Below are 25266 nucleotides of genomic sequence, written 5' to 3' on the forward strand. Positions count from 1 at the left end.
CGTGGCGTTCTTAGCCTTTGAGTAGGTTCGCGTCGTCGACCGACGCCGATTTGCGGGCACGGAAAATCGTCATGATGATGGCCAGGCCGATGACGACCTCGCACGCGGCCACCACCATCGTGAAGAACGCGATCATCTGCCCGTCCAGGTGGCCGTGCATGCGCGCGAAGGTGACGAACGCCAGGTTCACGGCGTTGAGCATCAACTCGACGCACATGAACATGACGATGGCGTTGCGGCGCAGCAGCACACCCGAGGCCCCGATCGTGAACAGCAGCGCCGAAAGGTAAAGGTAGTTAGCCGGATTCACGACGTACCGCCTTTGATGGCTTGGGCGCGGGGAGTTTGTTTGCCGTCCGCGCCGCGGGTTTGCAGCATGCTCGACACCGACAGGTCCGAGTAGGAACCGTCGGGCAGCAACGCGGCCACGTCGACCGCGTTGTGGCGGGCGTAGACGCCGGGGCTGGGCAGCGGGGTCGGGCGGCCGCCGGAGCGGAACCGCTCCTCGGAAAGTTCGCGCTGTGTCTTGCGGCGTTCGAAACGTTCGCGGTGCGCGAGCACCATCGCCCCGACCGCGGCGGCGATCAGCAGGGCGCTGGTCAGTTCGAACGCCCACAGGTAGCGCGAAAAGATCAGTGCCGCCAGGCCTTCGACGTTGCCGTTGGCATTCGCGGTGGTCAGTCCGACGAAGCCACCGGTTGTCACCTTGCCGATGGCGGCGACCAGCAGGATGCCGAAGCCGACTCCGGTGATCACCGCGGCGACGCGCTGACCGCGCAGCGTTTCCTTCAGCGACTCCGCGGAATCCACGCCGATCAACATCAGCACGAACAGGAACAGCATCATCACCGCGCCGGTGTAGACCACGACTTGAACCACGCCCAAGAACAGTGCGTCCTGGATCATGTAGAAGATCGCCAGGATGATCATGGTCATCGCCAGGAACATCGCCGAGTACACGGCGTTGACGGCCGTGACCACCCCGATCGCGCCGATCACGGCGAGAGCGCCGAGCAGCCAGAAGGCCACCGCTTCGCCGGTGGAGGTGCGAGCGATGACGTCGCTGGCCAGGTTGGTGATCACCGGGCGTCTCCTGCGTTCTGATTCCGGCGCAGACCATCCGCGGTGACGTTGCCCTGGTAGTAGTCCTTGTCGGTGGCGCCCTCGGTCCGCGGGTGCGGCGGCGCGAGCATGTTCTGCAGCAGCGGCGCCAGCAGCCGGTCCTTTTCGTAGATCAGGTCGGCACGGTTGTCGTCGGCCATCTCGTAGTCGTTGGTCATCGTCAGCGCGCGGGTCGGGCAGGCCTCGATGCACAGACCGCAGCCGATGCACCGCAGATAGTTGATCTGGTACACCCGGCCGTAGCGCTCTCCCGGCGAAAACCTTGCCTCGTCGGTGTTGTCGGCGCCCTCGACGTAGATCGCGTCCGCAGGACAGGCCCAGGCGCACAGCTCGCAGCCGATGCACTTCTCCAGGCCGTCGGGGTACCGGTTGAGTTGGTGACGGCCGTGATAGCGCGGGGCGACCGGGCCGGGTTTCTCCGGATACTCCTCGGTGACAGTCTTTTTGAACATCGCCCCGAATGTCACGCCGAATCCGGCCACGGCGTCGAGGAATTTAGCCATGTGCTTCCTCCTTGCTCGCACTGACTGCCGGCGTCAGCACTTTGCCCGGCAGCGGTGGTGTCGGGAATGCCGGTGGCGGCGGCAGGGCGTCGGCACGCTTGCGCAGCTCGCGCGCCAGTGCGCGATTGCCCGGTGTGCTGAACGGCTTGCGCAGCAACATCACCAGCGCCACGGCGAAGACGAGGCTGCAGACCACCAGCAGCGGAGTCCAATACGCGTACCCCTGGTTGCGCAGTGTGCGGATGACCGCCGCGATCAGCACCCACACCAGCGACGCGGGGATAAGGAGTTTCCAGCCCAGGGCCATGAACTGGTCGTAGCGCAGCCGGGGCAGGCTGGCACGCAGCCACATGTAGATGAACAGGAACACCCACATCTTCGCGGTGAACCAGAGCACCGGCCACCAGCCGGTGTTCGCACCGTCCCACATGTTCAGCGGCCACGGGGCGTGCCAGCCGCCGAAGAACATCAACGTGGCGAGCGACGAAACCGTCATCATGTTGACGTATTCGGCAAGCATGAACATCGCGAACTTCAGTGACGAGTACTCGGTGTGGAAGCCGGCGACGAGTTCACCCTCGGCTTCCGGCAGATCGAATGGGGCGCGGTTGGTTTCACCGACCATCGAGATCAGGTAGATGATGAACGACGGCAGCAGCAGGAATATGTACCAGACGCCGTCCTGTGCCTTGATGATTCCGGACGTCGACATGGTGCCGGCGAACAGGAAGACCGCCGCGAACGACAGCCCCATCGACACTTCGTAGGAGATGACCTGCGCGGTGGACCGCACCCCACCCAGCAGCGGGTAGGTCGAGCCGGATGCCCAGCCGCCCAGCACGATGCCGTAGACGCCGATCGCGGAGAGTCCCAGGATGAACAGCACCGCGGCCGGCATGTCGGTCAGCTGCAGGGGCGTGCGGTGACCGAAGACCGTCACCTCGGGGCCGAACGGGATGAAAGCGAACGCGGTGAACGCGGGGATCGTCGAGATGACCGGCGCCGCCATGTAGACGAACCAGTCGACGCCGCGGGGAGTGATGCTCTCCTTGAGCGCCAGCTTGATTCCGTCGGCCAGACTCTGCAGGGCCCCCCAGGGGCCCGCCCGGTTGGGGCCGGGCCGACGCTGCATCCAGCCAAGGATCTTGCGCTCGAGCAGGATTGCGAGCAAGACGTTCAGCATCAAGAAGACGAAGATCGCCAGCGCCTTGCCGAGCACCAGCCACCAGGTGTCGTGTCCGAAGGCGGTCAAGGTGGTCGTCATGAGCCCACTCCGATCTTCACGACGCTGCCGACGGTGACCCCCAGGTCCCGCTGCACCGCCGAGCCCGGCGAGTTCAGCGGTAGCCACACCACTCGGTCGGGCATGTCAGTGATGTTCAGCGGCAAGCTGATTGATCCCCGCGATGTGCTGACCGTGACCGTGTCGCCCTCGGACGCGCCGATCTCGGTCGCGGTGCCGGCCGACAGCCGGGCCACGGGTTTGCGTGCCGTGCCCGCCAGATACGGTTCGCCGTCTTGTGCGCGACCGTTGTCGAGCATCATCCGCCAGCCGGTGAGCACGGCCTCGCCCTGGCCGGGCCGCGGCGGCTCGGGTGCTTGAACCGTTGCGCCGCTGGCGCGCTCGCCCTCCCAGTTGCCCAGCGCCGAGATTTGCTCGCGAGCCGCCTGCACGCCGGTCATCCCGAGGTAGACACCCATTTCGTCGGCCAGCGTGTCGAGGATCTGGTGATCGGATTGGGTGGCTCGCTGGGTGGTGCCGCGTAGCGCTGGCTCGAAGGGCCGGAATCGGCCTTCCCAGTTGACGAATGCACCCGCCTTCTGTGTGGTGGGCGCGACGGGGAACACGACATCGGCGCGTTCGGTGACCTCGCTGTGCCGCAGTTCCAGGCTGACGACGAAGTTGGCGGCGTCCAGCGCGGCCAGCACCGCATCCGGATCGGCGAAGTCGGCCGGCTCGATACCGCCGACCAGCAGCGCGCCCAGGCTTCCGTCCGTCGCGGCGGCCAGAATGCCGTCGACGTCACGCCCCGGGGCAGAAGGCAATTCGTCGACATTCCAGGCCGCGGCCACCTCGGCACGGGCGGTGTCGTCGGCCACCGGACGACCGCCGGGCAGCAGGCCGGGCAGTGCGCCGGCTTCGAGCGCGCCACGTTCGCCGGCGCGTCGCGGCACCCAGGCCAGTCGCGCGCCGGTGGCATCGGCCAGACGGGCGGCCGCGGACAATCCGCCCGGTACGGTGGCCAGGCGTTCGCCGACCATGATGACCGCTCCGGCCTTCGACAGCAGCTCGCCCACCTCGCCGGTGGCCAGGCTGTTCAGGGTGGACGGTTCCGCGCCGGGCACGGTTTGGAGCAGCCGGCCCGACATCTTCGTCAGCGCACGCGTGGCGAACGGCGCGACCGCGTAGATCGGCACGCCGCGCTTGCGTGCGGCCTTGCGCAGCCGCAGGAATACGATCGGTGCCTCGTCCTCCGGCTCGAAGCCGACCAGCACGACCACTGGCGCCGATTCCAGATCGGAGAAGCTGACCGTGAGCGGCCGGCCCGCGATGCGTGCCGCGAGAAACTCCGCCTCTTCGGCTGAGGAGGGGCGGGCGCGAAAGTCGATGTCGTTGGTGTCCAACACGATTCGCGCGAACTTGGCATAAGCGTAGGAGTCTTCCCAGGTACCGCGGCCGCCGACCAGCACACCGGTGCGACCGCGGGCTGATTCGAGGCCCTGCGTTGCGGCCACGATCGCGTGGGCCCACGACGCGGGCTGCAGCGTGCCGTCGGCGTCGCGGACCAGGGGAGTGGTGAGCACGTCGGGCTGAGTGTCGTAGCGGAAGGCCCACCGGCCCTTGTCGCAGTTCCACTCCTCGTTGACCTCGGGGTCGTCACCGGCGAGCCGGCGCAGCACCTTGCCGCGGCGGTGGTCGGTGCGCTCGGCGCAGCCGCCGGCGCAATGCTCGCACACGCTGGGGCTGGAGACCAGATCGAAGGGGCGGGCCCGGAATCGGTAGGCGGTGCCGGTCAGCGCGCCCACCGGGCAGATCTGCACGGTGTTGCCCGAGAAGTAGGAGTCGAACGGCTCGTTGGCGTAGATGCCGACCTGCTGCAGGGCGCCGCGCTCCTGCATGTCGATGAATGGATCGCCGGCGATCTGCTCGGAGAACCGCGTGCAGCGCGCGCACAGGATGCACCGTTCGCGGTCCAGTAGCACCTGCGAGGAGATGTTGATCGGCTTGGCGAAGGTGCGCTTGACATCTTCGAAACGAGAATCGGTGCGGCCGTTGGACATTGCCTGGTTCTGCAGGGGACATTCGCCGCCCTTGTCGCACATCGGGCAGTCCAGCGGGTGGTTGATCAGCAGCAGCTCCATCACGCCGTGCTGGGCCTTGTCCGCGGCCTCGGAGGTGAGCTGGGTGCGCACCACCATGTCGTCGGTGCACACGATGGTGCACGACGCCATCGGCTTGCGCTGCCCCTCCACCTCGACCATGCACTGCCGGCACGCTCCGACCGGGTCGAGCAACGGGTGGTCGCAGAACCTCGGAATCTGGATCCCCATCAACTCGGCCGCGCGGATCACCAGAGTTCCTTTGGGGACCGAGATTTGGGTGCCGTCGATGGTCAGCGTCACCATATCTGGCGGCGTCACCTCGTCGCCGGTCTGGGTCTTGGCCGCTGTGGTCATGAGCGCCGCTCCTCTCCCCCGCGAGCGGGAGGTGCCCCCACATCGCTCTTTTGCTCTGCATCGTCGCCGGCGCGTGTCATGAGCGCGTTCACGCCTTTCCGTTCGCCGTAAGCATGGAGTCTCGGGGGTCGAACGGGCAGCCGCCTCCTTCGACGTGGGCGATGTACTCGTCGCGGAAATACTTGATCGACGACATCACCGGGCTGGCCGCACCATCGCCCAACGCGCAGAACGACTTTCCGAGGATCGCGTCGGAGATGTCCAGCAATTTGTCCAGATCCTCGTGGGTGCCCTTACCCGTCTCGAGCCGCGTGTAGATCTGGTCGAGCCAGAACGTGCCCTCGCGGCACGGTGTGCATTTGCCGCACGACTCGTGCTTGTAGAAGTACGTCCAGCGCTGCACCGCGCGCACCACGCAGGTGGTCTCGTCAAAGATCTCCAGCGCCTTGGTGCCCAGCATCGAGCCGGCGGCGCCGACGCCCTCGTAATCCAGTGGCACATCGAGGTGTTCGTCGGTGAGCAGTGGTGTCGACGATCCGCCCGGTGTCCAGAACTTCAGCCGGTGTCCGGCGCGGACCCCACCGGCGTAGTCGAGCAACTCGCGCAGCGTGATGCCCAGCGGGGCCTCGTACTGGCCGGGGCGGGTGACGTGCCCGGACAGCGAATACAGTGTGAAGCCCGGCGATTTCTCGCTGCCCATCGACCGGAACCATTCAACGCCGTTGAGAATGATCGACGGCACGCTGGCGATGGTCTCGACGTTGTTGATCACCGTGGGGCAGCCGTAAAGCCCTGCCACGGCGGGGAACGGCGGGCGCAGCCGGGGCTGGCCGCGCCGGCCCTCCAGACCCTCCAGCAGCGCGGTTTCCTCACCGCAGATGTAGGCGCCCGCACCGGCGTGGACCACCAGTTCCAGGTCGTAGCCGGATCCGTTGATGTCGCGGCCCAAAAAACCGGCGGCGTAAGCCTCGGCGACCGCGTTCTGCAGCCGGCGCAGCACCGGCACCACCTCGCCGCGCACGTAGATGAAGGCGTGGCTGGCCCGGATGGCATAGGAGGCGATGATGGCGCCCTCCACCAGTAGGTGGGGCGTCGCCAGCATCAGCGGAATGTCTTTGCACGTACCGGGTTCTGATTCGTCGGCGTTGACCACCAGGTAGTGCGGCTTGGCGGCCGGGCCGGAGTCGCCCTGTGGGATGAACGACCACTTTGTTCCGGTCGAGAAGCCGGCGCCGCCGCGACCGCGTAGGCCCGAGTCCTTCACGGCCCCGATCACCGCGTCGGGCTCCATCGCCAGCGCCTTCTTCAGCGCCTGGTAACCGTCGTGACGTTGGTAGGTCTCCAGCGTGAACGACTTCGGGTCGTCCCAGTAGCGGCTGATGACCGGGGTCAGCGGGGTGGTCATGACTTGCCTCCGGGAGCCGGTGGGGCTTCCATGCCCTTCTCCTTCGCCACCTGCAGCCCGGCCAAAGTGGCTGCGCCGGCGCCACCCTGCCCTTCGTCGGGGCGCTCGTCGGGGAGGCCGGCCAGGATGCGGGACGTCTCGCGGAACTTGCACAGCGGTGCACCGCGGGTGGGCGCCTTGGGCTTGCCGGCCCGCAGCGAGTCGACGAGTTCCCGCGCGGACTGAGGCGTCTGGTTGTCGTAGAACTCCCAGTTGACCATCACCACCGGCGCGAAGTCGCACGCGGCGTTGCACTCGATGTGCTGCAGGGTGACCGATCCATCGGCGGTGGTCTCGTCGTTGCCGATGCCGAGATGTTCTTTGAGCGAATCGAATATCGCGTCGCCGCCCATCACCGCGCACAGCGTGTTGGTGCAGACGCCGACCACGTAATCACCGGTGGGGCCGCGGCGGTACATCGTGTAGAAGCTGCCCACCGCCGACACCTCGGCGCCGCTCAGCCCGAGCTGCTCGCCGCAGAACTCCAGGCCCGCCGGTGTCAGGTAGGAATCCTCTGCTTGGACCAGGTGCAGCAACGGCAACAACGCGGAGCGCTTGTTGGGGTAGCGGCTGATGATCTCCTTGGCGTCGACCTCCAGCCGTGCCCGGACCTCCGGCGAATACGACTGCGGCGCACCTTCGACCACGAACTGGTTGGGTTCTTCGGGCGGCGGTCCGAGCCGGATGAACACCCGCTCGCCAGAGCCGTTGCCTCCCATGGGCGCCGTCATCGGTCGACTCCGCCCATGACCGGGTCGATGCTGGCGACCGCGGTGATCAGATCGGCGACCATCCCGCCCTCGCACATCGCTGCGACGGACTGCAGATTGGTGAAGGAGGGATCGCGATAATGCACTCGGTAAGGCCGGGTTCCGCCGTCGCTGACCATGTGCACGCCGAGCTCTCCGCGGGGTGATTCCACCGCGCTGTACACCTGTCCGGCCGGCACCCGGATACCCTCGGTCACCAACTTGAAGTGGTGGATCAATGCTTCCATCGAACCGCCCATGATCTTGGCGATGTGCTCCGGCGAATTACCCATGCCGTCGGGGCCTACCTTGAGGTCGGCGGGCCAGGCGATCTTGCGGTCCTCGACCATGTACGGACCGGGCTTGAGCTTGTCCAGGCACTGCTCCACGATCTTGATCGACTCCCACATCTCCTTGACGCGAATCATGTAGCGCCCGTACGCATCACACGTGTCGGCGGTGATCACGTCGAACTCGTAGTTCTCGTACCCGCAGTAGGGTTCGCTCTTGCGCAGGTCGTGCGGTAAGCCGGTGGCACGCAGGATCGGCCCGGTGATACCCAGCGCCATGCAGCCCGTCAAGTCGAGATAGCCGACGTCCTCGGTGCGCGCTTTCCAGATGGCGTTTTCGTTGAGCAGATCGCCCATTTCGCGCAGCACCTGCTTGAGCCCCTTGAGGCTTTCGACGATGTCGGCTTCGGCGCCCGGCGGTAAGTCCTGCGCCACCCCGCCCGGGCGAATGTAGGCACTGTTCATCCGCAGACCGCTGATCTTTTCGAACAGGGTCAGGACGATCTCGCGTCCCCGGAAGCCGACGAACATCGGCGTCATCGCGCCCAGTTCCATGCCGCCGGTGGCCAGTGCGACCAGGTGCGAGGAGATCCGGTTGAGCTCCATCATCAGGACGCGGATGACGTTGACCCGCTCCGGGATCTCGTCGGTGATACCGAGCAGCTTCTCGACGCCGAGACAATAGGCGGTCTCGTTGAAAAACGGTGACAGGTAATCCATTCGGGTCACGAATGTGACACCCTGCGTCCAGTACCGGTATTCGAGATTCTTCTCGATTCCGGTGTGCAGGTAGCCGATTCCGCAGCGGACCTCGGTGACGGTCTCGCCTTCGATCTCGAGGATCAGCCGCAGCACCCCGTGCGTCGACGGGTGCTGGGGCCCCATGTTGACGACGATGCGTTCACCGGGATCCGCGGCGCGGGCGGCCTCGACGACCTGCCCCCAATCCTGTCCGCCGGCGACAACGACAGTTTCGGCGCCGCCATCGTGCGTCGAGTCGGTGATTGTGCTCATCAGTTGTACGCTCTCCGCTCGTCGGGCGGGGGTATCTGTGCTCCCTTGTACTCGACGGGAATACCGCCGAGCGGGTAGTCCTTGCGCTGCGGATGGCCGTGCCAGTCGTCCGGCATTTCGATGCGGGTCAGCGAGGGGTGCCCGTCGAAGATGATGCCGAAGAAGTCATACGTTTCGCGCTCGTGCCAGTCGTTGGTCGGGTAGATGCCATACAGCGACGGGATGTGCGGATCACCGTCGGGCGCAGACACTTCCAGCCGGACCCGGCGATTGTGCGTGATCGACTGCAGCGGGTAGACGGCGTGCAGTTCGCGGCCGGTCTCGTGTGGGTAGTGCACGCCACTCACACCGAGGCACATCTCGAAGCGCAGTTCGGGTTCGTCGCGCAGCCGTTGAGCCACGTGTGGCAGTGCCTCGCGGCGCACGTGCAACGTCAGTTCGTTGCGGTCGACGACGACTTTCTCTACGGCGTTTTCGAATTCGATGCCGCCGGCCTTCAGCGCGTCGGTCAGCCGGTCGACCACGTCGTCGAAATAGCCGCCATAGGGCCGGGGACTGCTGCCCGGCAGTGTGATCTCCCGCACCAGCCGCCCGTATCCGGACGTATCACCCGAGCCGGAAATGCCGAACATGCCACGGCGCACGTTGATCACTTCTTCGTCGGGGGAGGGCACCGGGCCGCCCACTTCGCTGGCGGCTACCTTCGGGTCGTGTTCCGGTGAGCTCATCGCAGCAGCCCACGCATCTCGATGGTGGGCCGGGCGCCCAGCGCCGCTTGCTCGGCTTCGGCGATGGCCTGCTCGCGGTTCACACCCAACGGCATTTCCTGAATCTTCTCGTGCAGCTTGAGAATTGCGTACAACAGCATCTCCGGGCGGGGTGGGCAGCCGGGGAGGTAGATGTCGACCGGAACCACGTGGTCCACGCCCTGGACGATCGCATAGTTGTTGAACATCCCGCCGGAGGACGCGCAGACACCCATGGCCAGTACCCATTTCGGCTCTGCCATCTGGTCGTAGATCTGGCGCAGCACCGGGGCCATCTTCTGGCTCACCCGTCCCGCCACGATCATCAGATCGGCCTGGCGCGGTGTCGCCGAGAAGCGCTCCATCCCGAACCGCGCGATGTCGAACCGTGGTCCGGCCGTTGCCATCATCTCGATCGCGCAGCACGCCAACCCGAACGTTGCCGGCCACAGCGAGTTCTTGCGGACGTAGCCGGCGATCTTCTCGACGGTCCCGAGCAGGATGCCTGCGGGTAGCTGTTCTTCCAGGCCCATGAGTTACCTCAATCCCATGTCAGGCCGCCGCGGCGCCACACGTAGGCGTAGGCCACGAAGACGGTGAGCATGAACACCACCATCTCGACCAGAGCAAACGTTCCCAGTGCGTCGTAGCTGACCGCCCACGGATACAGGAACACGATTTCGATGTCGAAGACGATGAACAGCATTGCGGTCAGGTAATACTTCACCGGAAACCGCTGCCCGGGCGTCGCATGCGGACCACTCACCGACGTTTCGGTCGGTTCGATTCCACATTCGTAGGCCGCCATCTTCGACTTGTTGTGCCGCGACGGGCCGGCCAGGCTCGCGATCACCACCGAGCCCACAGCAAAGGCGGCGGCGATTCCGCCTAGCACCAGGATGGGTATGTAGACGTTCAACTCGCTCCAAGATCCGTCGTGGGCCGCCTATAAAGCGACCAGGCGGCGACCGGGCTGCTGTGACGAACTGGGTCTGTAGCCCATCACAGTGATCTTCAACATAGCGTTGAGGTGGCTGGGACGCGTGCTCGGGGTGATGGTAATCACTCGGCTGTGATCTTCGCCGAGTTTAGACAACAACTCATCGGCGGGCAGCCGGCAATGCTCGGCCGGCCTCCGCGCGCAGTGCGGGCGGGCTAGATCGCGGGAGCGCGCAGCAATCCGAGCACGGTGCGACCCAGCACGATCGGGTCGATCGGATGGGGCACCGCGGCCTCGGCGCGCGACCATGTCGCCAGCCACGCGTCGTCCGGGCGACCGGTGAGCACCAAGATCGGCGGGCAGGTTTCGAGTTCGTCTTTGAGCTGCTTGGCGATTCCCATGCCGCCGGTCGGCGTCGCTTCGCCGTCGAGGATGGCCAGGTCGATGCCGCCCTCGTCCATCGTGCGGATCACCATCGGACCGGTGGCCACCTCGACGTAGTTCAACTCGGGCAGGTCCGGGTGCAGGCGTGTGCCCAGTGCCCGCTTCACTTCGTCGCGGGTGTTGGGGTTGTCGCTGTAGACGAGTATCCGCAGAGCGATGGTGGCGTCGGGCACGGTGCAGATGCTACTGGTGCGCGACTGGCTTTATGGGGCGGACCGCACGAAAACGACCTGCGCCGCCGCCGTGGCCGTCGGCGCGATCATGCCGAACTTGTTCCAGCCGATGTCGAACCGGGATCGATCGATCGTGGTTTCGCCCGAGATCTGGATCGAACCGTCGCCGCTCTCGGTGACGGTGACCGGCAGCTCCACCGGCGCGGTGACGCCCTTGATCGTGAAGCTGGCGCGCAGCTCGGCGGCGTTGCCCGCGGTCGGGTGTACCGCGCTGACGACGACCCTGATCTCGGGAAAACGCTCGACATCGAAGAAATCTGCCGAGCGCAGATGCTTGTCGCGGCGGCCGATGCCGGTGTCCACCGACGCGGTGCTGATGTCGAGGCGACCGGACACCGCACCGGCGCCGGCGAGCTGTCCGTCGCCGGAGAACTCGGTGAAACGGCCGTTGACGTTCAGCAGGCCCCACATGTTTCTGATCCTGAAGGTGACGGCCGACCGGTCCGCAACGATGTTCCACACCCCGGCCGGCACGGGATCGTTCAGCAGTGTTTCCAGCGTCGTCATCGTCGATCTCACCTCATCAGCGGCGCAATTTCGGCGGGGTCGAAATACTCGTCGATCCGGTCGATCAGACCATTGGTGCCCACCCTGATCACGATGCAAACGCGCATGGAGATCGATTGGCCGGCATGACCGGTGGCGTGCAGGACGTGCTGCTGGACAAAGCCGCTGATCGACCCGTCGTCGAAGAGTCGGCGATCGAGAATCTCGTAGCGGCGCTGCGTGGTCGCACCGATGAACCAGTCGATGACCTTCAGCGCGCGGGTCTTGTCATCCGTCCTGAAGGGGTCCCGGCCGGCGCCCACCCGCCACACCGCGATGTCGTCGCTCCACAACCGATCGACGGCGGCCTTGTCGCCGTTGACGATCGACGAGAACAGCTGGTCGGCGGTGTCGACGACGACCTCAGCGGTTGCGGCGGGCATGGCAGGCTCCTATTCGCTGTCGTATCCGGGGTGGGCAACCGCCAACCGATTACGCACCAGGATTCTCAGGCCGGCGAGCACCTCGCCGGCACGCTCGTCCAGCTCGCCGGCCCGGATGGCGGCGGCAAGCTGTTCCTCGTCTGCAAAACCCAAGCCGGCCAGCGCGGCTCGAGATTCCGCCTCGCTTTCGTCGAGCAGTTCGCGCTCGACGATCCGCAATGCGTTCGCGGCCACCCGGGAGTGGAAGTTGACCTGTCCGGTGGTCGCCTCCCGGACGTCGGTTTCCAGGAACTCGGCCACCGCCGCGACGAGTTCGGCTGCCAGTGGGCGCCCGTAAGCACCGATCACGACGGGACCTCCTCGAGCAAATTGAGGATGTCCCACTCGGTCTCGCTCACCCGGCGACCGATCGTCGCCAGCTCGACCGAACGGGATTGACCGCTCAAATGCCGCTCCGCCTGGAATCGGCAGATGACACCCCAGCGCAGGGTGGCCAGCACCAGCCACCAGTGCAGCGCCGCCCGGTCGACGGTGGTCTGGCTGGCTTGCTCGTAGTCGCGCACGAAGCTCTCGATGCTGCCGAGGCCGCCGGCGCCCAGGCTGGCCGGAGCGCCGAACCGCCAGGCGCGGATGCAGAACCAGGCCAGGTCTTCGTAGGCCTCGCCGAGGTGGACCAGCTCCCAGTCGAGCACCGCGGCCAAGTCGGATCCGTCGACGATGAGGTTTCCCATCCGGTAGTCCCCGTGCACCAGCACAGTCGCCGTCGGTTGCGGTCGGTGGGCGGCCAGCCAGCGAAACGCCCATTCGAAGGTGGCGGTGGTGTCGTTCATCGCGTCGAGCCGCTCGCGGTATTCCACCAGCTGGTCCTCGTAGGCCAGGCCTTCGATTTGCGGGTCGGCCCGGTGGATGGCGGCCAACGCGTGCGCGCATTGCCGCAACAGCTCGGTTCGGCGGGTGTGCCCGTCGGCGTCGAGCTGGCGCTGGATGCGCCGGACGATGGTTTCGCCCTTGATCTCGTCGCAGACCAGAAACGGATTGCCCAGTGCGGCAACCGAATCGTCGGCGACCAGGATGTGGGGGACCGGCGCCCCGGCCGCCGCGGCCGCGGCCTGCGCGCGAGCTTCCAGCTCCATGCCGGCGTGCACGTCGTCGGGTGGGCCGGTGCGCAGGATCAGCGCGCGGCGCCCCGTGCCGGTAACCGCGTCGAACGCCCAGGTGGTGCGGCTGGCACCACCGGTGAGCGCGCGCAGGTTCTCGATCGTGGTGCCCGCGCCGAGTACCGGCACCAGCACCGCTTGGAGTTTGGTGTTCAGCTCCTCGGTCACTGCTTGCCAAACTTGAACAGCCGCTGGGCCACTCGGCGGATCTGGATTTCCTCGGCGCCCTCGGTGATCCGGTAGCGGCGATGGTGGCGGTAGATGTGCTCGAACTGCTCGTGACGGCTGTAGCCGAGGCCGCCGTAGACCTGCATCGCGCGGTCCGCGGCATCGCAGACCAGCCGGTTGGCACGATAGTTCGCCATCGACACCTTGTCCGAGACCTCCATATGGTGGTCGCGGTCCAAGTGCCAGGCGGCGAATTGCACCAGCAGCCGCACCATCTGCGCTTCGGTCTGCAGCTCGGCCAGTGGCCATTGCACGGCCTGGTTGACCGACAGCGGTTTGCCGAAGACGGTGCGCTTGGCGGCGTATTCGGCGGCACGGTCGATGCAGTACTGCGCGGCGCCCAGGCTGCTCGCGGCTTGGCGAATCCGGTTCTCGTGCAGGAACGTTTGCGCGACCTCCAGTCCGCGGTCGACCTCACCGAGCACCGCGTCGGCGGGGATGCGGACGTCTTTTAGCTCGACTTCGCCGTGATCGGTGGGCATGTTGAACGTCCACCAGTAGTAGGGGACCGTGAATCCGGGGGTGTCGGTCGGGACCAGGAACGCGGTGATGCCCCGGGCTTGTCCCGGCTCGCCGGACGTCCGGGCGAAGACCAGGTCATGCGTGGCGCGATGCACGCCGGTGTTGAATCGCTTGGCGCCGTTGATCACCCAGCTGTCACCGTCGAGGCGTGCGTGGGTTTCCAGCCAGGTCGCGTCGGATCCGTGCTGCGGCTCGGTCAGCCCGAACGCCATGGACCGCTCCCCGGTGATCAACGCCTCGGACCACACCCGCCGCTGCTCGTCGGTGCCGAAGCGCTCCATCATGATCACCTGGGGGAAATTCCCGACGATCGACGACTCGTTCTGCAAGTCATTGTGCAGCCCAAGCCCCTTGTGCGCCAGATGTTCCCGGATCACTGCCATGTCGACGTTGGTGCCGTCGCGCCCGCCCAGCGACGCCGGCAGTCCGTAGCGCAGCCAGCCAGCCTTGTCGGCGCGCCGTCGCATCTCGGCGAGTAGTTCCTCCCACTCTTGCGTCGGGATGCCGTCGTTGTCCCAATCGGTGCGGGCATGCTCTCGGCGCTGGTCGAAGTACTGGATGTTTTCCCGTTCCAGCGGTTTGATCTCCGCCTCGATGAACGCATCCATCTCGGCCAGCACACCCGGAAGATGTTCCGGGAGGGTGAAATCCACGTCGATCTCCTTACACGCCGTAGAGAGTTTTCTTCCACACCGTCGACAGGGTGGTGATGGCGTCCTCGTCGCTGATTTGCATTCCGAGACCGGACTGCCCGACGAAGACGGTGGTGAAGTTCTCGAACAGCAGCGCGATGGCCGCCGCGGTGTGTTGCGGGTTGAGCTCGCGGCCGTAGCCCTGCTCCTGGGCGCGGCGCACCGAGGCGGCCACGATGTCCATGCCGAACCGCCGAAACTCGTTCTGCACGGCCGCGAATCGCTGCTGGGTGGTGGCCAGCTGGGCGACTGCGATCATGATGCCGATGTTCTGCTTGAAGATGTTCCAGTAGCCGGTGACCACCGAGGTGAAGAACGCGTCGTCGTCGGCGGGAGAGTCGGGCAGGTGCACGCTCAACCCGGACGGGGCCACGACATCGTGCAAAAAAGACTCCGCCAGCGCGGCCAGCAGGTCTTCCTTGTCGGCGAAGTAGCGGTAGAACACCGCCGGTGACTTTCCGGCGGCAGACGTGATGTCGGCCAGCGTGGTGCCGTGAAAGCCGCGTTCGGCGAACAGTTTTCGCGCCGCGGTCTCGATGGCCTCCCTGGTCTGGCGGCCCTTGGAGGTCAGCGGCTCGGGGGCGGACACACCCATCAGTCCCGGATCCGGTCGCCCGTGCGCAGCAGCGCGCTCGGCAGCTCGTGGCCCACAGCCGATTTCGCGACGTCGGCGGCGGCGATCGCGGCCTGCAGGTCGACGTCGACGCCGATGCCGCTGTCGGTCAGCAGGTACACCAGATCCTCGGTGGCGATGTTGCCGGTGGCGCCCGGTGCGAACGGGCAACCGCCCAGGCCGCCGACCGAGGCGTCCAGCCGGGTGACGCCCGCGCGGACGGCTGCGTAGGCGCTGGCCAGCCCGGCGCCGCGGGTGTTGTGGAAGTGCGCGCCCAGCGGCAGGTCGCCGATCACCGGACGCAGTTGGGCGATCAGCGAACTCACCCGTCCCGGAGTGGTGGTGCCGATGGTGTCGGCGATCGACAGGCGGTCGGCCCCCCGGTCGCGGGCAGCCGCGGCGATCTCCAGCACCCGCCGCGGCGGCGTGGGACCTTCGAACGGCGAGTCCCATGCGGTGGCGATGACGACCTCGACGGTCACGTCGCTACTGTGTGCGATCGCGACGATGTCGTCGATCTGGTCGGTGGCCTCCGTGCTGGTGCGCCCGACGTTGGCCTTGCTGAACGTGTCGTCGGCGGCCACCACGTATTCGATCGAACGCAGTCCCGCGGCGACGGCGCGCTTGGCGCCGTTCGGGCTGGCGACCAGGGCGGAGAATTCGATGTCGGGATAGTTGTGCAGCTGCGCGGCGAGTTCGGCGGCGTCGGCCATCGACGGCACCTTCGTCGGCGACACGAACGCGGTGGCCTCCACTTCCCGTACCCCGGTGGCGGCCACCGCGGCGAGCAGTTCCAGCTTGGCCGACAACGGGATTGGCTTTTCGATCTGCAGCCCGTCGCGCAGCGCCACCTCACGGATGTCGACGTGGGTATTCATAGCACCCCCTCACCGCGCAGTGCCTCGAGCTCGTCGGTGGTCTTGCCCAGCAGCCCGGTGTAGATCTCGTCGTTGTGTTGTCCCGGGCAGGCCGGCCCGGCGTGGCGGACGCTGCCCGGCGATTCGGACAGCACCGGAATGACGCCGGGCCCGAGGACATTGCGCCCGATGCGTTCGTCGTAGTGCTCGACCAGCATGCCGCGTGCCCGCAGCTGTGGGTCGTCGACCACTTCCGCGACGGTGTTGATCGGGCCCGCGATCACGCCTGCGGCGCTAAGAGTTTCGACGATGTCGGCCGGTTCGCGCTCGCTGGCCCACGCGCCGATGATCTTGTCGAGTTCGTCCTGGTTGCGGCCGCGGGCGGTGTGCGTGGCGAAGCGGTCGTCGCCGGCCAGCTCCGGGCGCCCCATCGCGGTACACAGCCGGGCGAACACGGTGTCCTGATTGGCGGCGATCACCACCCAGGAATCGTCGGCGCTGCGATAGATGTTGGACGGCGCGATGCCTTCCAGCCTGGTGCCCGACGGCCCGCGCACCACGCCGCCGACGTCGTAATCGGGGATCGTGGATTCCTGGATGGCCAAACATGATTCGGTCAGCGCGACGTCGACGACCTGACCCCGTCCGGTCACGCTGCGGCGGTACAGCGCGGCCAGCGCGCCCTGGAAGCCGAACATGCCGGCGAGGCTGTCACCGAGCGAGAGCGCTAGCCGGGGCGGCGGTCCGCCGGGAAAACCGTTGAGGTGCCGCAGTCCGCTGGCGGCCTCGGCCACCGAGGCATAGCCGGCCTTGTGCGCGTCGGGCCCGGTCTGCCCGTAGCCGGACACCCGGACCAGGATGATGCCGGCGTTGCGCGCGCTGAGCACGTCGTAGCCCAGGTCCCACTTTTCCAGCGTGCCGGGACGGAAGTTCTCCACCACGATGTCGGACTTCTCGACGAGTTCGAGGAACAGCTCGCGGCCGTGCGGCCGGCGCAGGTCGAGTGTGATGGCTTTCTTGTTGCGCGCGGCCACGGTCCAGAACACGTGGTGTCCCTCGTGTTCGGCCTGGCCCCAGTTGCGCAGCGGGTCCGGGGCGCCCGGCGGCTCCACCTTGATGACTTCCGCGCCCATGTCCCCAAGCAAGCGGCCGGCGAACGGACCCGCGATCAAGGTGCCCAGTTCGAGCACCCGGATGCCATCCAGCGGTCCGCTCACGCTCATTCGGCGCTCGCGAAATCGTGGCGGACCAGCCAATCGGTGACGACGTTGACCGCTTCGCGCAACTTGTCGCGCTGGTAGGGACCGGCGTAATAGTGTGTGGCGCCGGGGATTTCGTACATCTCCTTGTCGGGGTGCCCGATCGCCTCGAACAGCCGCCGGGTGTGGCTGGGTGTGCAGGCGTCGTCGGCTAGGTTGCCGATCACCAGCGCGGGGATCGCGATGTCGCGCCCGCACTCCACGCCGTCGCCGCGGGCCTCGTCGTAGCTCCATTGCGACAGCCAGCCGCGCAGTGTCGAGAAGCGGGCCAGCCCGACCGGGCTCATGTTCACCACCTGCGGGTCACCCAGGTAACAGGTGCCCGGCGTGCGCTCATTGGGATCCACGGCGGGATCCAGCCAGCGGGGGTCGGCCATCGTGCCATGCACGACGAATCCGAACTCGTCGTCGGGGCGACCCTGAGCGGTCAATTCAGCCAGCTTCTCTTTGACCCATGCGGTGATGCGGCGGTTGCGGTCGATCTGCGCTTGACGGTACCGGTCCAGGAATTCCTGCGTATAGGGCGGCTGGTTGGGATTGTCGGGGTTGTACAGGTCCAGTTCCGGATCACGCTTGGTCGGATCGGATTCGTCGAGGATGGACGCGTCGAGCCATTCGGTTAGCGTGCCGTGCCGGCTGATGTGGGCGGCCAGCAGCATGATGCCGTCGGCGGCGGGCAGTTCCAGTTTCGTCAGGTCCGGGCCGTCGCCGGTCGGGCTCGACGTGATCGTCGCGTGCTGGGCCTGCTGCTGGTAGAACACCGACAACGAGCCTCCGCCGCTCCACCCGGCCAGCACCACCTTGGTGTAGCCCAGCCGGTTCTTGGCGTCCTTGATGCACTCGCCGAGATCCTCGACGACCTTCTCCATCAGCAGCGCCGAATCCGTGCCGCGGAAGCGGCTGTTGCAGTAGATGACGTGGTGGCCGGCCCGGGCCAGCGCGTTGATCATCGGCAGGTACGCCCCGCCGCCGATCGGGTGCATGAACACCAGCACGGTGTCCGACGGCTTGTCTTTCGGCTTGAGCAGATAGCTCTCCAGCACGGTGATCTCGGCCAGCCCGCCGTAGACGTCACGGACGCCGGAATTGTTCTGGAAGGCAACCAGATACGGGATTCGTTCGTAGTCGTGCTTGACGGCTTGTCTCACGGCTTGACTCATCAGTGTTGTCCTAGATCGTGGGCCAGTACTTCGGGTGACGGTGTCAGTCGCTTGCGGGTGTCGACGGCGATGACCTGCCAGTCGACGCGCGAATGCTCGTCGAATTTGCGGCGGGCACGTTCGCGCGCTTTCTCCGCCGCGCCGTGGTGAACCCCTTGCGGCGCATGGGTAATCAGGCCCGGGGGCATCGGGATGCCGTAGAGCGAGCCGCCGTGGAAGAACGCGATTTCGTCGTAGTCGACGTTGCGGTGGTACCAGGGTGTGCGTTCGGTGCCGGGAACGCCCTCGGCGGGCTTGGGCAGAAAGTTCATCACGTAGACGCCGGTGGCCTGCATGAACAGATGCACCGTCGGCGGCAGGTGGACGCTGTCGGAGGTGATCACGTTGTAGTCGTCGATATTGAAGGTGAACGCGAAGTTGTCGCCGCGCCACCCTTCGACGTCGAGCGGATTGTGTTGGTAGATAAGGGTTGTCGGCCCGCCCTCGTGGACGAGCCGGACCTCGTACTCGTCGCGGCCGTCGTCCTCGATCGGCGCGGGCTCGGGGATCGTGGCCTGCGACGGGTCGAACGGGAAGTGCCGGCCCAGCGGGCCGGGCGGTGGCACCCGGAACTCGTCGGTGGCCTCGATCATCAACAGCGTGGTTTCGCGATCCGGCACCTGGCGCCAGGTGCATGCCTTGGGGAGGTAGACCCAGTCGCCCTCCCGGTAGCGCAGCGGACCGAACTCGGTCTCCAGCAGCCCGGTGCCCTGGTGGACGAACGACAGCAGATCGCCGTCGACGTGGCGGGCGAAGTGGGGCATCGGCTCGTGGCGACGGCTGAGCAGAATGCGGCAGTCGTCGTTGCTGAACATCAGCAGCGGTCCGCCGTGGGCGTCGGTGGCGTCGCCGGGCTTGAGCTCGCTGGACAGCACGTCGACCGGGCGCAGCGGTCCCGACGACCGGTAGGCGGTGGGGTCGTGGCGGCGGTAGATGTTGGCCGTCCGTCCGGTGAAGCCGCCCCGGCCCAGCTCGTCGTCCTTGAGGCCGTCGAGATCGGCGTGCAGGCGATGCGGCGTCTTGCCTTTGCGCAGGTGAACGAAGGATTCCATGGTGACTCCCGAGTGGGGGTGGTCAGATCGCTAAAACTGAAAGTGACATTACTTTCTCTTTTGGGCGCGCACAAGGGCGCGCACAAGGCCGCGCGCAAGGGCGCGCACAAGGCCGCGCGCAAGGGCGCGCGCAAGGGCGCGCAGACAATCGCGGGCGGGCCGAGTCATCCGCGAGACTTAATCCATTGCGACCCGCTACGGCGTGTCTTCGCTGACGTTTTAGTGTCGCGAACAAAGCGCAGGCCGTGCCGGCGGCTAACCGCGGACGCGCAGGACGACTTTGCCTTTGGCGGTGCGATTCTCCATGGACGCGACGGCGGCGGCGGCCTGGTCCAGCGGGTAGACCTCCGGCTGCGGGGCCGCCAGCTGCCCCGAGGCGAGCAGCCGCTCGAGTCCGGCCCATTGCTCGTCCAGCGCGCCGGGATGCGTCGCCGTCCAGGCGCCCCAACCCACGCCGACAACGTCAATGTTGTTGAGCAGCAGCCGGTTCACCTTCACGGTGGGTATTTCGCCGCCGGTGAACCCGACGACCAGTAGCCGTCCGCCCGGAACAAGCGAGCGCAGCGAATCGGTGAACCGGTCACCGCCGACCGGGTCGACGACCATGTCCACGCCGCGGCCGCTCGTCAATTCCTTGACCGCGTCCTTGAAGCCGTCGGCCAGCACCACGTCGGTCGCGCCGGCGGCGGTGGCGATCTGGGCCTTCTCCTCGGTGCTGACCACCGCGATGGTCCGCGACGCCCCGAGTGCCGGCGCCAGTCGCAGCGTCGAGGTGCCGATCCCGCCGGCAGCGCCGTGCACCAGCACGGTTTCGCCCTGGTGCAGGCGGCCGCGCACCGTCAGCGCGAAGTAAACCGTCAGGTCGTTGAACAGCAGGCCGGCGCCCGCCTCGAAGCTGACGTTGTCCGGCAGCTTGAACGCCCGGTCGGGGGAGAGCACCGCGACCTCGGCCATGCCGCCGGTCAGCATCGTCAGGCCGACGACCCGGTCGCCGGGACCCACGTGACAGCCGTCCGGTGCCGATCGAACGACGCCGGCGATCTCGGCGCCGAGCACGAACGGCGGGTCTGGCCGGTACTGGTAGAGGCCGCGGGTCAGCAGCGCGTCGGGGAAGGCGGCACCGGCAGCATGCACCTCGACGACGATCCCGTCGCCGGTGGGTTCGTCGACCTCGCCCACCTCGATCGCGTCCGGACCGTCTAGCCGTGTAACCCGTGCTGCGCGCATGGTCGACGAGCCTACTGCCACCTCAGAATCCGCCGGCGACACGTACCACCGCACGGCCCGAGTAGCTACCCGCGCGCAGTTGATCCAATACCCCGACGACGTCTTTGACGTCGACGTCGTTGCTGACCGCGTCCAGGTGTCGCGGCTTGAGCGAGTTGCCCAGCAGCGCCCACAGCTCGCGGCGGCGGGCGATCGCCATCAGCACCGAGTCCATGCCGAGCAGCGAGACCCCGCGCAGGATGAACGGCATCACGGTGGTGTGCAGCGCGGGCCCGCCGGTGAGGCCGCTGGCGGCGACCGCGCCGCCGTAGTCGACGGTGCTGAGCACATCGGCCAGCGTCGCGCCTCCGACGCAGTCCACCGCGCCCGCCCAGCGCGCCTTGGCCAGCGGTCGCGGCTTGGCATCCGGATCGGCGGGCAGCCGGCCGATAACCTCTGCGGCACCAAGATCTTTCAGCATTCCTGCGGCCGATTGTTTACCGCTGGAGGCGACCACCTGGTAGCCGGCGGCCGCCAGCAAGTCGACGCTGACCGAGCCGACACCGCCGGAAGCCCCGGTGACGACGACGGGCCCGGCATCGGGTGTGATGCCCCAATCGATCAGCGCCTGCACACTCATCGCGGCGGTGAAGCCGGCGGTGCCGATGGCCGCACCCTCGTGCGGGCTAAGCGCGCCGAGTGCCACCACCTGATCGGCGGGCAGCCGCGCGTACTCGGCGTAGCCGCCGTGGTGGCCGGTGCCGATCTGATACCCGTGGGCCAGCACCTGGTCGCCGACGCTGAATTCCGGTGACTGCGACTCGACGACTTCGCCGGTGAGGTCGATGCCGGGCACGATGGGGTAGTCGCGCACCACGCCGCCCTTGGGCGTCAGCGCCAGTGCGTCCTTGTAGTTGACGCTGGAAAACAGCACCCGGATCGTCACGTCACCGGGCGGTAGGTCTGATGGGCCGAGCGTTTCGACCGACGCGGTGATCCGGTCACCATCTTGGCGCGCCACCAGCGCCTGAAAACTGTCCATGAGTTTCTCCTATGTCAAGCCGCTGCCGGTTGGCAAGGCTGATTGCGGGTTTGGTCGTCGGTGTGGAGGTGGTGGAACACCACGCGGGCCAGGCGGCGTTTGAGGCAGCGCAGGGCCTCGGTGCTGGAATCTCCGTCGGTCAGTCGCTTGCGGTAGTAGGCCTGGCCGAGTCCGTCGATGCGAATCTGGGTGACCGCGATGCGATGTAGCGCGGCATTGAGTTGCCGGTTGCCCGAGCGGGTCATGCGCACCCGACCGGCGGTGTTTCCCGACCACACTGGGATCGGTGCCACGCCGCTATGGCGGGCGAAGGCTGGCCTCGCTCTTGAATCGGGTTACGCCGGCGGTTTCGCCGACCAGTTTGGCTGCGGTCAGCTCGCCGCAGCCGGGCATCGCCAACAGTGCCGGAGCGATCGCACGGACGCGTTCGCCGATGCGTTTGGTCAAGGCATTGATGGCTTCGGTGAGTCGGGTGACGTCGGCCAGCTCATCACGAGCCAATTCGGCCACCAAGCCGGGCACGGTGTCCAACCACGCCCGCAGCACGTCGCGGTGCTTAGCCAGATCCAACGAAGCGGCCTTGGGTGCATGGGAAGGATCGAGTTCGTGAACTCGCCACAACAGCCGGTTGATCGTCGAGGTTCTCTGTGCCACAAGATCTTCACGCCGATCCACCAACAATTTCAATTCCCGCGATGTCTCGTCATGAGAGGCCACCGGCAAATCCGGTTCACGTAAGAACGCCCGCGCCACCGCCAACGCGTCGATCGGATCGGACTTACCCCGGGTCCGCGCCGACTTACGGGTCAGCGCCATCAACTTCGGTGGTACCCGCACCACCTTCTGACCGGTAGTCAACAGGTCGCGCTCCAAACGAGCAGACAGGTGCCGACAATCCTCGATCGCCCAGACCAGCTCCACACCGAACTGATCGCGGGCCCACCGCACCACCTGGCGATGACCTGAAGTCGTGGCTGCAACGACCTTCTCGCCGAGCTTTCGGCCAACCTCGTCCACGGCGACAAACGTGTGGGTGCGCTTGTGGACATCGGCTCCAACAACAACCATGGAGGTTGCCTCCTTCACTGTGAGGTGACGGTTGGGCCGGTCGGCGGACACATCTCAGTCGGGGGCGGTGCCACGCTCCTATCAAGTCACGCCGGCCGGTCCTTCACACCTGATGCCGACAAAACCCATGAACGCCAACCCGAGGGCGGCAGCGACGCTACGAGCCAGACACCAGGTGATCAGGATCCAACCACCGCTCTACGCGGCAACCTCACCCTGACACTGACCCGACGTTAGCGCTGGCTTTCGCTTGGTCGCTTTTCGGTAACCCGTATAGGCTTTGGCGAGTCCCCACCCGAGTCGGGCCGCTGCGGAGATCTAAGGATGGCAGTGCAGCCGTCACACGTGTCAGAGTCCGCGATCAGTCGCGAAGCCCCCGGCAACGGGATCACCGAGACCACCAACACGGAGCTGGACGCAGTTTTCCGCATCCACCGGTGGCGCTCCTTGCGGGTCGCGTCGGTGCAGCGGTTGGTCGTCGTCTTCATCATGATCGGGGCGGTCCTGGTCCACACGGATTACCGGGCCCCCAGATGGGCTCCGGACGACGCGGTGGTCGTGGTGTACGCGCTCATCGCATTGGGCGTCGTCATCCTCGTGTATTCGCCCGCGCGTCGAGTGATGGTCCCCGACCGTGCCTTGTTCATTCTGGCGATGGTCGACGTGGTGGCGATCGTCGGTTTCAAACTCTTGTCGCCAGGCGGGCACATCCCACTGCTGTTGATGGTGCTGGTGCCGCGCATGGTTGCCCTGGATCTGTCCGGACGGCGCGCCACCGTCGGCCTGAGCTGCGCGTTCGTCGCGTTCACCGCGTCGATCCTGCAAGACCCCGTCATCCCACGCCAACTGGGTTGGCCCAAGACCTTGCTACTCGTGCTGATCTATGGATTCCTATGCGGCACAGCCTTGTTCGCAGTCATTTTTCGGCAGCGCTATGTCAACGAGATAGCAAGAATCACCGCGTCACGAGATGCGTTGCTCGCCGAGACGATGACCGCTTCGGAGCGCGAACGGCGAGAAATTTCCGAAGCCATCCATGACGGGCCTTTGCAGGATGTGCTCGCGGCCCGACGCGACGTGGTGGACTTCGCCAAGAAGTCACCCGCCGAGCCGCTGCAGCGGGCCGTCGCCAGCCTCGACGACGCCTCCCGGCGACTGCGGGAGGCGACCTTCGAGCTGCATCCGGCAGTACTCGAGCAAGTCGGCTTGGGTGCCGCGGTCGAGAAGCTGGCCGCCTTCACCGCGGAACGCGCGGGCATCACGATCACCACCGACGTTGATCACTCGGGCCGCAACGCCATCGATCCGATGGTGTTCGGAGTGGTTCGCGAGTTGTTGTCCAACGTGGTCCGCCATTCCGAAGCGACTGAGGCGTCGGTGAAGCTCAAGGTCCGCGATGGAACATGTCGTCTCGATGTGACCGACGACGGCATCGGGGTCACTGCTGACGCGATGATGCGCCGCCTCGCCGAAGGGCACATCGGTCTGGCCTCGCAGCGGGCCCGGGTGGAAGCCGCCGGCGGCAGCTTGACAATCCTCGACGTTCCCACGGGGGCACATATATCCGTGGAATGGCCGCTGCAGAGCTGAGGTCACTCCAGCAGCCGACGCCGCATCGCCTCGGCGACGGCCGCGCCCCGGTCGGACACACCGAGCTTCTCGTACAGGTTCTGCACATGCGATTTGATTGTGCTGGGCGCCACGAAAAGCCGTGCCGCGATCTGAGGTACCGACAGGCCCTCGGCGATCATCCGGACGACCTCGAGCTCGCGCGGTGTCAACAACGCCGCCTCGCCGCGGGCTCGAAGTTTCACCTCGCCCGCCAGCGCCCCGGCCAACTGCGTCGGCAGATACGTCGCACCCTTCTCGCACTTGAGCACGGCGGCCACGATCTCGTCGCTGTCGGAGTCTTTCGTCAAATAGCCCGCGGCGCCTTCGGCAAGCGCCTGGTAGATCACAGCACTGTCCTCGAAAGCGCTGAGTAACACGACACAGGTGTCCAAACCGTCCCGCACCACCGCTCGGACCACGTCGAGCCCGTTGAGCTCGGGCATTTTGTAATCGATCAAAGCCACCCTGGGCCGTAGCTCGCGGATCGCCGTCAGCGCGGCCCTACCATCGGCCACTTCACCGATCACCTCGATCCGCCCGCTGGACTTCAGGGCGCGCACGACGCCTTCGCGAGTTACCGGGTGATCGTCGGCGACGACGACCTTGACACGTTCTGACTGGGACGACATCGGTTGCGCTCCCCAGGCCGTTGGGTATCTCGGGCGCGC

Annotated in this window: 26 protein-coding genes and 1 pseudogene; 1 reads left to right on the forward strand and 26 read right to left on the reverse strand. The window is 66.5% G+C overall.

Going from position 1 to position 25266, the window contains the following annotated elements; genetic code table 11:
* Positions 1–10 precede the first annotated feature (10 nt).
* The 25 genes and pseudogenes from nuoK to BN973_RS09205 form a co-directional block, all read right to left on the reverse strand.
* A complete protein-coding gene (nuoK, locus tag BN973_RS09085) occupies positions 11–310 on the reverse strand; it encodes an NADH-quinone oxidoreductase subunit NuoK (protein WP_025735676.1) in 300 nt (99 codons plus the stop codon).
* Positions 307–1083, reverse strand: coding sequence for an NADH-quinone oxidoreductase subunit J (locus BN973_RS09090; RefSeq protein WP_036467517.1), 777 nt, complete (start codon positions 1081–1083; stop codon positions 307–309). Before BN973_RS09090 ends, nuoK begins: the two co-directional genes overlap by 4 nt.
* Complete coding sequence (gene nuoI, locus BN973_RS09095) at positions 1080–1625, reverse strand: NADH-quinone oxidoreductase subunit NuoI (protein WP_036467518.1); 546 nt, start codon at positions 1623–1625, stop codon at positions 1080–1082. Before nuoI ends, BN973_RS09090 begins: the two co-directional genes overlap by 4 nt.
* The gene (gene nuoH, locus BN973_RS09100; protein WP_169718210.1) at positions 1618–2877 is read right to left on the reverse strand and encodes an NADH-quinone oxidoreductase subunit NuoH; all 1260 of its coding nucleotides are present in this window, start codon (positions 2875–2877) and stop codon (positions 1618–1620) included. The genes nuoI and nuoH overlap by 8 nt, the downstream gene beginning before the upstream one ends.
* Positions 2878–2885: 8 nt before the next feature.
* Positions 2886–5303: an NADH-quinone oxidoreductase subunit G gene (locus BN973_RS09105; protein WP_036467520.1), complete on the reverse strand. Its 2418-nt coding sequence runs from the start codon at positions 5301–5303 to the stop codon at positions 2886–2888.
* 88 nt (positions 5304–5391) lie between these two features.
* Positions 5392–6708 (reverse strand): NADH-quinone oxidoreductase subunit NuoF, encoded by a 1317-nt coding sequence (gene nuoF / locus BN973_RS09110; RefSeq protein WP_036467521.1) that lies wholly within the window; start codon positions 6706–6708, stop codon positions 5392–5394.
* Positions 6705–7466, reverse strand: a complete 762-nt coding sequence (gene nuoE / locus BN973_RS09115) for an NADH-quinone oxidoreductase subunit NuoE (protein ID WP_139830197.1) — start codon at positions 7464–7466, stop codon at positions 6705–6707. Before nuoE ends, nuoF begins: the two co-directional genes overlap by 4 nt.
* Before the next feature lie 8 nt (positions 7467–7474).
* A complete protein-coding gene (gene nuoD / locus BN973_RS09120; RefSeq protein ID WP_036467523.1) occupies positions 7475–8800 on the reverse strand; it encodes an NADH dehydrogenase (quinone) subunit D in 1326 nt (441 codons plus the stop codon).
* A complete protein-coding gene (locus BN973_RS09125) occupies positions 8800–9528 on the reverse strand; it encodes an NADH-quinone oxidoreductase subunit C (RefSeq protein ID WP_036467524.1) in 729 nt (242 codons plus the stop codon). The genes nuoD and BN973_RS09125 overlap by 1 nt, the downstream gene beginning before the upstream one ends.
* The gene (locus BN973_RS09130; protein ID WP_036467525.1) at positions 9525–10079 is read right to left on the reverse strand and encodes a NuoB/complex I 20 kDa subunit family protein; all 555 of its coding nucleotides are present in this window, start codon (positions 10077–10079) and stop codon (positions 9525–9527) included. The genes BN973_RS09125 and BN973_RS09130 overlap by 4 nt, the downstream gene beginning before the upstream one ends.
* Positions 10080–10087: 8 nt before the next feature.
* The gene (locus tag BN973_RS09135; protein ID WP_036467526.1) at positions 10088–10465 is read right to left on the reverse strand and encodes an NADH-quinone oxidoreductase subunit A; all 378 of its coding nucleotides are present in this window, start codon (positions 10463–10465) and stop codon (positions 10088–10090) included.
* 236 nt (positions 10466–10701) lie between these two features.
* Positions 10702–11103 carry an Rv3143 family two-component system response regulator gene (locus tag BN973_RS09140; RefSeq protein WP_036467527.1) on the reverse strand — a complete coding sequence of 134 codons (402 nt, stop codon included), beginning with the start codon at positions 11101–11103 and terminating at the stop codon, positions 10702–10704.
* 30 nt (positions 11104–11133) lie between these two features.
* Complete coding sequence (locus BN973_RS09145) at positions 11134–11670, reverse strand: YceI family protein (protein ID WP_036467529.1); 537 nt, start codon at positions 11668–11670, stop codon at positions 11134–11136.
* Between the two features lie 8 nt (positions 11671–11678).
* Positions 11679–12092, reverse strand: a complete 414-nt coding sequence (locus BN973_RS09150) for a nuclear transport factor 2 family protein (protein WP_036467531.1) — start codon at positions 12090–12092, stop codon at positions 11679–11681.
* A 9-nt stretch (positions 12093–12101) separates the two neighbouring features.
* Entirely contained in the window at positions 12102–12440 is a 339-nt protein-coding gene (locus BN973_RS09155; RefSeq protein ID WP_036467532.1) for a DUF6285 domain-containing protein, read from the reverse strand.
* Complete coding sequence (locus BN973_RS09160; RefSeq protein ID WP_036467534.1) at positions 12437–13417, reverse strand: phosphotransferase family protein; 981 nt, start codon at positions 13415–13417, stop codon at positions 12437–12439. The genes BN973_RS09155 and BN973_RS09160 overlap by 4 nt, the downstream gene beginning before the upstream one ends.
* The gene (locus BN973_RS09165; RefSeq protein ID WP_036467536.1) at positions 13414–14652 is read right to left on the reverse strand and encodes an acyl-CoA dehydrogenase family protein; all 1239 of its coding nucleotides are present in this window, start codon (positions 14650–14652) and stop codon (positions 13414–13416) included. The genes BN973_RS09160 and BN973_RS09165 overlap by 4 nt, the downstream gene beginning before the upstream one ends.
* A 10-nt stretch (positions 14653–14662) precedes the next feature.
* The gene (locus BN973_RS09170) at positions 14663–15286 is read right to left on the reverse strand and encodes a TetR/AcrR family transcriptional regulator (protein ID WP_036467537.1); all 624 of its coding nucleotides are present in this window, start codon (positions 15284–15286) and stop codon (positions 14663–14665) included.
* On the reverse strand, positions 15286–16182 hold the full coding sequence (locus tag BN973_RS09175; RefSeq protein WP_036467540.1) for a hydroxymethylglutaryl-CoA lyase: 897 nt from the start codon (positions 16180–16182) through the stop codon (positions 15286–15288). Before BN973_RS09175 ends, BN973_RS09170 begins: the two co-directional genes overlap by 1 nt.
* Positions 16179–17384 carry a CaiB/BaiF CoA transferase family protein gene (locus BN973_RS09180; RefSeq protein ID WP_036467542.1) on the reverse strand — a complete coding sequence of 402 codons (1206 nt, stop codon included), beginning with the start codon at positions 17382–17384 and terminating at the stop codon, positions 16179–16181. Before BN973_RS09180 ends, BN973_RS09175 begins: the two co-directional genes overlap by 4 nt.
* A complete protein-coding gene (locus BN973_RS09185) occupies positions 17381–18580 on the reverse strand; it encodes an alpha/beta hydrolase (protein WP_036467544.1) in 1200 nt (399 codons plus the stop codon). The genes BN973_RS09180 and BN973_RS09185 overlap by 4 nt, the downstream gene beginning before the upstream one ends.
* Positions 18580–19671 (reverse strand): homogentisate 1,2-dioxygenase, encoded by a 1092-nt coding sequence (locus BN973_RS09190; protein WP_036467546.1) that lies wholly within the window; start codon positions 19669–19671, stop codon positions 18580–18582. The genes BN973_RS09185 and BN973_RS09190 overlap by 1 nt, the downstream gene beginning before the upstream one ends.
* A 255-nt stretch (positions 19672–19926) precedes the next feature.
* Entirely contained in the window at positions 19927–20898 is a 972-nt protein-coding gene (locus tag BN973_RS09195; RefSeq protein WP_036467547.1) for an NADPH:quinone oxidoreductase family protein, read from the reverse strand.
* A gap of 22 nt (positions 20899–20920) precedes the next feature.
* Positions 20921–21919 (reverse strand): acrylyl-CoA reductase family protein, encoded by a 999-nt coding sequence (locus BN973_RS09200; RefSeq protein WP_036467549.1) that lies wholly within the window; start codon positions 21917–21919, stop codon positions 20921–20923.
* Between the two features lie 14 nt (positions 21920–21933).
* Positions 21934–23005 (reverse strand): annotated as a pseudogene (locus BN973_RS09205) (IS110 family RNA-guided transposase).
* Between the two features lie 327 nt (positions 23006–23332).
* Between BN973_RS09205 and BN973_RS09210 the strand changes: the two are divergent.
* The gene (locus BN973_RS09210) at positions 23333–24577 is read left to right on the forward strand and encodes a sensor histidine kinase (protein WP_232232049.1); all 1245 of its coding nucleotides are present in this window, start codon (positions 23333–23335) and stop codon (positions 24575–24577) included.
* Positions 24578–24579: 2 nt separating this feature from the next.
* Here BN973_RS09210 and BN973_RS09215 read toward each other — a convergent pair whose 3' ends face one another.
* Positions 24580–25227 (reverse strand): response regulator transcription factor, encoded by a 648-nt coding sequence (locus BN973_RS09215; protein WP_036467551.1) that lies wholly within the window; start codon positions 25225–25227, stop codon positions 24580–24582.
* Positions 25228–25266: the final 39 nt, after the last annotated feature.

It is taken from the genome of Mycobacterium triplex (assembly GCF_000689255.1).
Taxonomy (GTDB): Bacteria; Actinomycetota; Actinomycetes; order Mycobacteriales; family Mycobacteriaceae; genus Mycobacterium; species Mycobacterium triplex.